The 280-nt window shown below is 58.2% G+C and carries 1 protein-coding gene; it reads right to left on the reverse strand.

Annotated elements, in window-relative coordinates; all coding sequences use genetic code 11:
* On the reverse strand, positions 1 to 156 hold a 156-nt coding region (locus QMX89_RS22785; RefSeq protein WP_282349964.1), incomplete at its 3' end, for an SDR family NAD(P)-dependent oxidoreductase.
* Positions 157 to 280 lie beyond the last annotated feature (124 nt).

Raw genomic sequence — 280 nt, forward strand, 5'->3', positions numbered from 1 at the left:
GATCTGCGCGACGAGTTTTTCGGCAGGCTCTGCGTGGGAGTTGTAGTTGACCACCACGCTGGCACCGGCTTCGGCCAACGCCTTGGAAGCTGCGGCACCCAGACCGGAGCTGGCGCCGGTGACGAGGGCAACCTGTTTATCCAATGAAATCTGCATCCGGGATGTTCCTCCTATAATGGCGTTTCAATGCTGACTGGCAACGCGGTGCGGGAGTTCAGCCTGGAAACGTTTGGGCACGAATGCCACACGATGATGCCCAAATAGAGTGACGGCCCAATGT

Source organism: Pseudomonas sp. PS01301 (genome assembly GCF_029960215.1).
Lineage (GTDB): Bacteria > Pseudomonadota > Gammaproteobacteria > Pseudomonadales > Pseudomonadaceae > Aquipseudomonas > Aquipseudomonas coleopterorum.